This is a genomic window from Lactobacillus sp. wkB8, assembly GCF_000761135.1.
Classification (GTDB): Bacteria; Bacillota; Bacilli; order Lactobacillales; family Lactobacillaceae; genus Lactobacillus; species Lactobacillus helsingborgensis.
The window spans coordinates 782,981-793,774 of sequence record NZ_CP009531.1; the positions used below are offsets into that span (position 1 = coordinate 782,981).

At 37.2% G+C, this 10,794-nt stretch carries 1 protein-coding gene; it reads left to right on the plus strand.

Features of this window, described 5'->3' with window-relative positions; all coding sequences use genetic code 11:
* Window positions 1-37: 37 nt before the first annotated feature.
* A complete protein-coding gene (locus tag LACWKB8_RS03910; protein ID WP_038522261.1) occupies window positions 38-10,462 on the plus strand; it encodes an SLAP domain-containing protein in 10,425 nt (3,474 codons plus the stop codon).
* The last annotated feature ends 332 nt before the right edge of the window (window positions 10,463-10,794 follow it).

The following is a 10,794-nucleotide window of genomic DNA, read 5'->3' on the forward strand; positions in this document are numbered from 1 at the left end:
AAAAAATAATTATAATGAGAGACTAAGGAAGATGGAGATGCAGGATAAGCAGGACCATTTCTCAATTCGTAAATTGAGTATTGGTGCTGCTTCTGTTTTGCTAGGTTTTACTTTCTTTGGTTTGAATAGCCAAAGCGTAAAAGCTGATACTATAGATCCATCGCAAAATGTTACAGAGGAGTCGAACAGGGATAACTCTAATACTGAAATTAAGGAAACAAGTACTAAGAATACAACAAAGTCAGACGCTGCTGCGTCTAAAAAGAAGAACGAAACGGACTTGTCAACTTTTTCAGGATTAAGTTCATTCTTAAAAGACTCAAAGAGTGATGAGGTAAAAGATACTACAGCCAAGGACAAGGCTGATACTACTGCTAAAGATAAAACTGATAAGGATAAGCAGGAAACTACTACAGCTGATTCAACTGGCAATAGTGCAACTTCTCCTGCAACCGGCTCAGATGAAGGTAATCAAGATATCACTACTGATAAGACTCCAACTGACATAACTGGTTCAGATGATCACAACTCCGACACTGGTAAGTTGCCAACTGATGTAACTGGTGACACTACTAATTCAGGTAAAGATACTGATACTACACAAGATTCAAAAGCTAATGAAGCTAAGAAATTAGCTAATGATTTAGCTAATGATGATAAAACTGGTGACACCCCAACTGTCATCAATGGGGTAGCACATGTTTATAATTGGAATCAGCTTGTTTATGCTCTTGATAATAAAGAGTGTTTTGATAAAGATACACAAAACCCTGATGATACTAAACGTATTTCTGAAATAGATATCATGAATAATATCACAGCGGATAATAAAGGTGGTCAAAATGGGTTAGACGTATATGGTAGAACTTTATTGATAAAATCTTATGATGCCGATGGTAGTACGAATAAATACAAAATAGACTTTAACGGTTACCACCCTAGAATTAGAGGAAATAGTTCTGAAGTTACTAACTTAACGTATAGTAACCTTGAACTTTGGTGTGCCGATTATTGGGGCATTATTATGACTGACCGTAATAATAGTTCAAGTAAGCCTCATGACAATAGTGGAGAAAAAATAGGTGTCTCCAATCTAACATTTAATAATATTGACTTCCATGGTTCTCAAATGGTTCACTCTGCTTCGGACACTCATATTACATTTACAGGGACAAATACCGCTGAAACAATCTATACACCTTATAAAGATGGGGGAGCAAGCAGTGCCAATCACCAACAACTATTTGAATTTGGTGGTAGTAATAATAGTATCGACTTTAAAGAAGGAACCTTCACTGGTGCCACATTTGGTGGTAACGTTATCGAAATGAGGGGCAGTAACTGCAACGTTACAGTCGAAAAAGGAGTGACAGTCACCTTAAATCCAAGGCTTAATTCTGACGGGAAAACGTTAGGAAATAATCCAGCAGAAAATACTTCTGCAGTCCACGCAATCTATATTTCAGGTACTGGAAAAGTTGATGTTAAAGGTGAATTAAATATTAACGTCGGAATTAATTCTGGAGATAACGCATACCAAGGCAAACTTGATGCAAATAGGGCTACAGCCATCAGATTAAATGACAATGCATCTCAGTTTACTGTTGAAAGTGGTGGCTCGGTTAAAGTTACAACAAACGGTGATATTTCAGACTATAACAGTGGTAACAACCTAATTTATGATGGTGGTAATTTTACTGTTAAGCCTGATGGAAAATTAAGTATTATCGGTAAACATATGGGTGATTATAAGGGTACTTTGGTTCAAATTGCTGGAATAGCTAATGTCCAAAACGGTACATTCGAAATCAGACTTGAAGAAGACCCGAACCATCCTTATGATAAAAGCGATCCAACCAGTGATCAAAATAAGGATGCTCAAATCTTTGGTGCAGGAACTAACCCAATTGTGTTAGTAGACGTTACTGGTAGTGATAGTAAATTAATTGTGAACAACCCACAGTCACTTGTACTTGATTCACATTTAAACACAGCAACAGGCACAAGTATTATTGGTGATAGTAGTGCTGTCACGATTACCAATGTCCGCCAGAAATTAAACTTTTTAGGTAATAGTTTAACTTTGCCACCATTCCATACTTTACAAGTTAGCAAAGATAAAACTACTAAAAATATTGTAGTTGATAAACTGGTACTACTTAATGGACAAGGTGGTAAGAATGGCGAATATATGTTCACACCTGAGTTGTGGGAGAAAGTTAGTCAATTACCTTACTTTAAAATTCCAGAATTAAAGAACATTAAGACTTTATTAGATGGATTGGCTGAAGAGGGCAACCCAATAAACTATGATACAATTTTCTCAAAAATTATTGATGCTGCTTTCTCCAATCCAACTAACATTGGGTATAATGACATTGCCTTTGGTCCGGCTAATAGTTCTGGATTTTTAGATATCAAGCCTGAAAATGTCACTGCCACAGCAAATGTTGATGCTTCAGGTAAAAAAGATGGTTCTTGGACAATTTCTGGAACTGTTGATGGTTATAGTAGTGAAAAAGACGGACCTGACTCGGATCTTAAGAACCCATTTAGACAGTATTTGAAGTTGCCTCTTGGCACTAAAGCATATATCATGGCAGAGATAGATTATGGAAAAGGTACTCCTTTAAGCTTAAATAATGAGATTCCAGATCCGCCATATGAATATACGAATAAGGATGCTAAAGATTTGCCAACTGAGTTTGCTGGTGAAGTTACCAAATCTGAAAATGGTAATTATATATTTAAGGTAAATGTACCTGCTGAAGTTGTGGGCAATATTAGTTCCAATACTAAAATTAAACTAACACCTACTGCTAACTTTATTGACTACAATCCACTGGATAAAGACAGTAAAGAACGTCCAGTAATTGTAAGCATCTTAAAAATAGCACAGGATACTGCTGCTAAAAATATCAAATCAAAAATTGACGCAGCTAATGATTTAGATAGTCAATTCCCTAAGTCAGATCCTAAGTCTAAAGAACAAGTTGCTCTTGAAACTGCAATAAATAATGCAGCAGAAGTTGCAAAAACTGCATTGGATTCTGGTTACGAGTCTGGTAAATCTGTATATGGTGCGGGAAAAGTAGATGAAGTATCTCAGCGTGAAGACGCTGCATTAAAAGCTTTAGATGATGCTATGGAAACAGCCCAGAAAGTGGTTGAACAAATTCAAGCCGCTGAAAAGGCTAAAGACGATGCACAAAAAGCTATCACTACTGCAGCTAATAACGCGATTTCGCGTGTAAAGCAGCAATCAGCCTTAACTGATGCGGAAAAAGCACAATACATTGACACCATTAATAGCGCTGAAAAGACCGCTCTGGAAAACCCTTCGACTAACAAGAATTCAATTTATAATCCTGCGAATACGCCAAGTGACATTAAAAACATCCAAAATTCATTTAATGACCTAGTTAATAAAGAAGCAGCAAAAGCCGAAGTTGAAGGCTATACTGAAAACGGCAAGAAAACTTTAGGTGTTTCTTCAGATGAAATTGATAAAGCTTTGTCTGATCAACTTACCGCTATTGAGGGTGCCACTGATATAGATGCGACTGAACAGAATGCTAAGAAAGCTATATTAGATAAACTAAAGACTGCAGCTAAAGCTAAAGTTCAAAAAGACGCTACTGCTGCTGAAACCGGTCTTGGAGTTAAATCAGACACAAACATTGATCAAGCAGTTAGTGATGCTGCAAAAGCTATTGATGATCATACTGATTTTAATGATATCGAAAATGATGTGGCCACAGGTCAGACCAACGTCCTAACCGCATATAAGAAAGCTGCTAAGAATCAGCTTGCTGAAGTTGCTAAGTCCGATAAAAAGGCACTTGGTGTAGAATCTGACTCTAATATTGACCAAGCTGTTGATAACGCCAATACTTTAATTGGTCAGGCTAGCTCGGTTGAATTAGTTACTGAAGATTTAAATAGTGCTAAGTCCAATGTTGCTGACAAGTTCAAGGACTCTGCTAAGAAGCAAGTTCAAGATTATGCCGATGAAGCTAAGAGCAATCTCGGTGTTGACACAGATGCTGGTATTAATGCTGCTGCTAAGACGGCTGAAGATGATATAGATGGTCACACTGCAGCAGATGATATTAAACAAGATATTACTAAAGGTAAGAATGCTATTTTAACTGCCTACAAAGACTCGGCAAAGAAGCAACTTGATCAAGCTGAAAAGGATATTGAAAGCAAACTTGAAAACGTCAAGGGCTTGACTGCTAATGATATTGAAAACGCTAAGAAAGTAGCTAAAGATCTGCTAACTAATAGCGAGAAGACTGGTTACAAGGACAAAGTTGATGCTGCTGAAACTTTTGAAGATGTCAATACTGCCACTAAGGATGGTATTGCTGCTCTAAACAAATTATTGACGGACAAGTCCTCTCTTGGTAACAAGAACGATGCAATTGATGCTATTAATCAAGCAAGAGACAAAGCTATTAATGATATTAATGATAAAACTAAATATCCTAACTTATCTGATGAAGATAGAAATTCATTAATTAACACTATTAAAGATGATGCCACTGAAGGTGTTGACAATGTCAACAAAGATACTGATCCTGATAAAATCCGAACTGATAAACAGGCGGCAATAGACAAAATTAATAGTGTCACGGCCACTGCTTCAAGCAAAGATTTGGCAGATCTTAAGAATGAGCAAAAAACACAAACTGCAGCTTTACAAGATGCAGCTGCAAAAGCTAAGGAAACTATTGACCAGATTGATAACAAGTATCTCAGCCCAAGTGACAAGCAGTACTACAAAGATTTGATTGATAAGCATGCTGCTTCCGCAACTAACGCCATCAACTCAGCAAGTAACAAAGATGATATTGATACTGCTGAAAAAGACGGTGAAAGCAACATAAATAGTGATCTTGTTTCAGCCCAAGTTGCTGCCGCTAAATCACAAGCAATTGCGGAACTGAATCAGGCAAAGAGTGATGACAAGAAAGCTATTAATGATGCTCATAAGAATGGTTCACTTGGTGACGATGACTGGGAGAAAGCTCTTGATGCTATTGACAATGCCTATACCACTGCGATAACTGCTGTATCTAATGACCATACTCCAACCGATATTGTTACTGACAAGAACACTGGTATCAACGCTATGCAGACAGTTGTTGACAGCGTTTCTGGAAATGCAGAACAGGCTGAATTAGCAAAAACTAAGAATAAAGCGATTGCAGATCTGAAAGATCAAGCTCAAGAACTGCATGACCATATTCAAGCAGACCCTAATTTATCTAACACTGAAAAGAACGATTATCTTGACCAGATTGCTTCTGCTTTGAATAATGCAGAACAAGCTATTAGCGCAGCTGATAAGAACACTGTTAACTCAGCACACAATGCAGGTATTGAAGAATTAAATAACATTAGAAATAACGCTGACTTGCAATCTGCTAGAGACAAGGCTCTAACTGATTTACAAAACGAATTTAATGCTGATAGTGCTGCTATTGATGGCTTAACCAATATTAGTACTGCTGGTAAAACTGGTATTAAGACGGACCTGCAAAATGCGTATAATGAAGCCGTCAACAAAGTTAAAGATCCAACTTCTAATACTATTGCTTTGATTAATTCGGCAAGTGATGCTGGCATTACCAACATGGAGAATATTCTGGGTAAGGCCAAGGGCTTAGACCAGACAATATTAGATGATAAGAAAAAGCTGGAAGACTATGCTCAAAAAGCAGTTGATCGGATTAACAGCTCAACTATGTCAGATACTGATAAGGTAGCAGCCATTAAAGATATTCAAAAAGCTCGTGATGACGCTCAAGCGGAAGTTGGCAACAAACTTACCGTTGAAGATGCTAATCAGGCTGAAAAAGATGGTGAAACTAGCATCCAAAAAGCTGAGGCCACGGCAAATAAGAATGATATGGACAAGGCCAAGGATGCAGCCAAAGCTAGAATTAATGGTGCTAGAGACAAAGCTTTACAAAACTTAAAGGATGTTTATGACGGTTTAACTGTTGATGAACAGAAGCAAGCTCAGGATGCATACAATAAGGCTCTCAAAGATATTCCAGCACTTGCTGAACAAGCTGAGGCCGCAATTGATAAAGCCTTCGACAAAGGTGCTATCAGTGATTTAACTAACGATGCCATCAATTCAATTAACTCAACTGGTGACACAGCTAACGTAGCAATGACTAAGGTTGTCGCTGTACAAGCTGTTAAGGATGCCGCACAAGCCGCTAAGGATAAATTGACAAACGAAAGAGACAAGGCTGGCGTTGATGATGTTGCTAACTTAGGAATTGCTGATATTAATGCGGCAACTACCAGCTCGACAGTACTCGATATCAAAGATAATGCTCTTAACAGTATCAAAAATATTAAAGATTCTGGTACTGGTGATACAGATAAAGATAATGCTCTCTGGGATAAGAAGAATAAAGCTAATGCTGAACTTGCTCAAGAACTTGACGATACTACCGCTGCTATTGACAAACTAACTGATTTAACTGCCGACCAAAAGAAGCAATTTAAAGATCAGGCTCAGGCTGCTCACGATAGGGCACATATCAGAATTGAAGGTGCTACTGAGGATCAAATCGATTCTGAAAAAGGCCTTGGCAAGACTAATATTGATAAAGCACTAACAGATGCTAAACTGCAAGCTGTTAAGAATGTTGCTAAAGCAGATGTTGACAAGACCGCTGATGATGCCATTGATCAAGTTAATAAAGACGATACTATTAATAAAGATGATAAACAAAATATCATCGATAATATCAACAAAGACCGTGACAAGACTAAAGAAGACATTGATAATGCCGACACACCTGATAAAGTTAATAATGCTAAAAACGATGGTGAAGGAGAAATCAAAGGTCACGTTGATAATGGTACCTCATCAGCTAAAGAGAAACAGACTGCTAAAGATAAGCTTGCTGCTGCCGCTGATAAGATTTATGACCGTTTGAAGAATGACAGGGATAGTGGAAAGCTAGATTATAATCAATATCAAGACCTGAAAGACAAGGTAGATAATGCTGTTGATGCAGCTAACGGAGCCATTTCAAATGCTGATGGTACATCAAATATTAATGGTGCTGAAAGTGATGGTGAAAGTGCCTTAAGCGGAATTAATACCGATATTGATAAAGTCGAAGCAGTTAACACCGCTTTAGGTAAGTTGTCTGATGCGGTTAACAAAGCTAATGATGCTGCTGATGCAGTTGCTGAAGAAGTAGGTAAGACTCCTGAAGAACAGCAAAAACTTGCTAAACAAATGAAGGATGCTATTGAAAAACAGCGTGCTGATGCGGCTAAGAACATTAAAGATGCTCAAAATGCAGCAGATGATCCATTAAATGCCATTAAGACTGCTGGCCAAAAAGGTGTTGACTCCATTACTGGTCTGACTAATGATTACACCGATAAGGTTGACCAGATTAAGACTCTGAAACAAAAAGCCGAAGCAGCTAAGGATGATCTTAACCAACTTAAGACAGATGAAACAGATGAAAATGGTAACCCTGTACTTACTGCAAGTGATGTTGCACAAGGTGAAGCTGATATTGACGACGCTGTGCAAACTGGAATTAGCGATATTTACCAAGCATCTTCTGTAGATGATGCAAAAACAGCAGAACAAAAAGCTGAAGACGCGGTTGAGTTAGCGAAATTACCAACTGAACTTCTTGCAGAAAAGAACAAACAGATTGCTGCTATCAACCAGTATGCTACTGCTGCGGAAGGAGAAATTGATAAATTTACTCAATCCGATCAGAATAAGGATGGTCTACCAGCTGATACTATCACAGCACTTAAGAAACAAGTTGAAGCGGCCAAGAATAAGGCTATTTCTAAGATCAATGATGTTACTTTAGCAAAAGGTGCAAGCCAGGCTGACTTTGACAAAGCCAAAACTAGTGTTCAAAATGCCGAAAAAGGTGTTGCTGAAAATAACGAAACAGTTGATTTTGGTGAAGCTGGAATTGACAAAGTTAAGACGCTTGCCAAGCAAAAAGCCGATGTTGTTAAGGCTAAGAATGACAAAATTGCTGAACTTGAGCAGAAACAAGAAGAAGCAAATAATAAAATCAAAGATTCAGGTTTGTCTCCTGCTGATCAAGGGCCTTTAAAGGATCAAGTCCAAAAGCTCGTTGATAAAGCTAAGGATCAGATTATTAATATCTCTGACACAGATGATAAGGGTAATGTTAAGACTCCTGAGAAGGTAAAAGACGAAGCTGATACAATTATTAACAACACTGTTAATGGCTTTGAAGATCAAGACAATGGTGGTAATAAAGTACCTGGAATTAGCGATATTATTAACAATGCCCAACTTGATGGTGCTAAGACAACAGCTGAAAAAATTCTTAATAATAAACGTGCTCAAGCGCATGACGTTATTAACGGTTCACAATTAACTGCAGATCAAAAGCAAAAAGCTAATAAAGCTATCGACGATGCCTTTAATACCGAAAAGTCTGATATTGATGCTAAGACCAACATAAATGATGTTCCAAAAGATGAAGATCAGATTGGTCAAGCAATCGATGCTATCTGGACCAAACCTACTTCTTCTGATGAAAAGAATGAATGGTTCAATGACGAAGAAAATAATGCTTTGTCAGGTACAGATGGTGTAGCAGGTTTAGAAGCTGAAGCTGGTCTTGATAAATTAACCGACAAGCAAAAGGCTGATTACAAAGACTACATCGACGATATTACTAATGCTATTGCAGCAATTAAAGATGCTAAGAACATTAAAGACGCCAGTTCTGCTTACGACAAGGGCATGACTTCTCTTAACAAGTTGAATGCCCTTGAACAAGTTAGGGCTGATGCTGAAAAGGCTAAAAATAATATTGATAGTAGTGATTTAAATGAGACAGCTAAAAAACGTCTAGAAGGTGACGTTGATAAAGTTGTTGAAGACACTAAGGACAAGCTTAACCAGATCGATTCTTCTGTCGGTAACGCGTCAACTAACAAGGACAAGATTGATCAGATTACTCATGATGCTCAAAGCGATATTACCGCCATTGAAAACGACTTCGGTATTGAAGACCAGTCTAACGATGTTGTTAATGCCGACGAAGAAATTTCCCAGAATCATAGTGATGCGATTGATACCATTCACAATGAGTTTGGTGATGACAGCAAGACACCTAAGACAGATGATGCTTACGAAAAGAACAAACATGTTCATAGTACAACTGATGAAGGTATCAATTCTGATAAGACCAATGCTGATAAGGAAATTTCTAAAGGCGCAATTGACGATGCAGCTGATATTGCTAAAGATAAAGTCAACCATCTGAAACATGAGGATGGTAGTGATTACACTGATGCTGATAAGAATAAGATTAAGCAACAGATTGATAAGGACGCTACAGATGCCAAGAATAAGATTGATAAGGCTGACAATATAACTGATATTGATAATATTCGTGATAATGGTATCCACCAAATCCATCAAGATTGCTCTGACCCATCTACAATTGATAATATTTTGCATGGTAATAACAGCAATGGTAATAACGGTGGCGGCGGAGTAGTTGCTCCTATTCAACCAGCAACACCGGCTAAAAACCCAACTACTAACACTTCTGACAAGGATAAACCTAACGGAACCAATGTTGATTTGAGCAATGCTACAGATGTAACTTTGATGCACAATGCTTACCTCTATGATGAAAATGGTAAACGTGCTAATAAAGTAACGCTTGGAGTTGGCTCAGTCTTGACTACTTACGGCACTAAGACTATCAACGGCAAGGATTACTACCTTCTTGTAGATAAGGGAGCTAACAACAAGACTTACTATGTTGCAGCTGGTAATATTGTTGCGGCTACTCGCAAACTGAAGCATAACGCATATATTTACAATCAATTTGGCAAACGGGTAAAGAATACTGGCGTATTTAAGAAGGGCAAGTTAGTTAAGACCTTCGGTAATGCTGTCAAGATTCGTGGCAAAAAGTACTTCATCATTGACAAGAACCGCTTCATTAAAGCTGCCAACTTTGCTAAAGGAGTTGTTACTGTAAGCACAGCCAAAGTTGAAGTAGTTCCAACAAGTGCAGTTGCTGAAAAGCCACAAACTATTGTTGAAAAGACTTTGATGCATAATGCTTATCTGTATGATCAAAATGGTACTCGTGCTAATAAGTTGATCTTCCAGGCAGGTTCCAAAGTCGAAACTGTTGGTAAGAAGACAGTCAAAGGCAAGGTTTGTTACGAACTTCCAGATGGTATGTTTATTGCAGCCGGCAATATTGATGCTAAGAAGTTGAAGTTAAAGCACAATGCCTACGTTTACAACCAGTACGGTCGTCGTGCAAACAAGAAAGTACTGAAGAAACATAAGTCAGTTAAGACTTACGGTAATTCAGTCAAGATAAACGGCAAGAGATATTTCATTACTGCAAAAGGACGTTTTGTTAAAAAAGCTAACTTTTAAATTGAAATAACTTAAATAAAGTGTCACGAATTGTTAGAAATAACAATTCGTGGCACTTTTTTTGCACTTTTTTACATTTTCTTTAAACAAAGAGTATATAAATATCATTTTACATAGCATTTGTTAAAATGATAGATTTAATTTAATAAATCAAGCTATTAAAGGGCTTACAAAAATAGCTAAATATAGTAAATATTATTTAAAACCTTGTATAGTATATGTAAATATATGAAGATATAAAATAATAGAAATGTTTCTTATATAAATAAAAATATTTAAAATTTCGTTTTTTTATAAATTATTAATGTTATTTTATATAAGTATAAACCTAT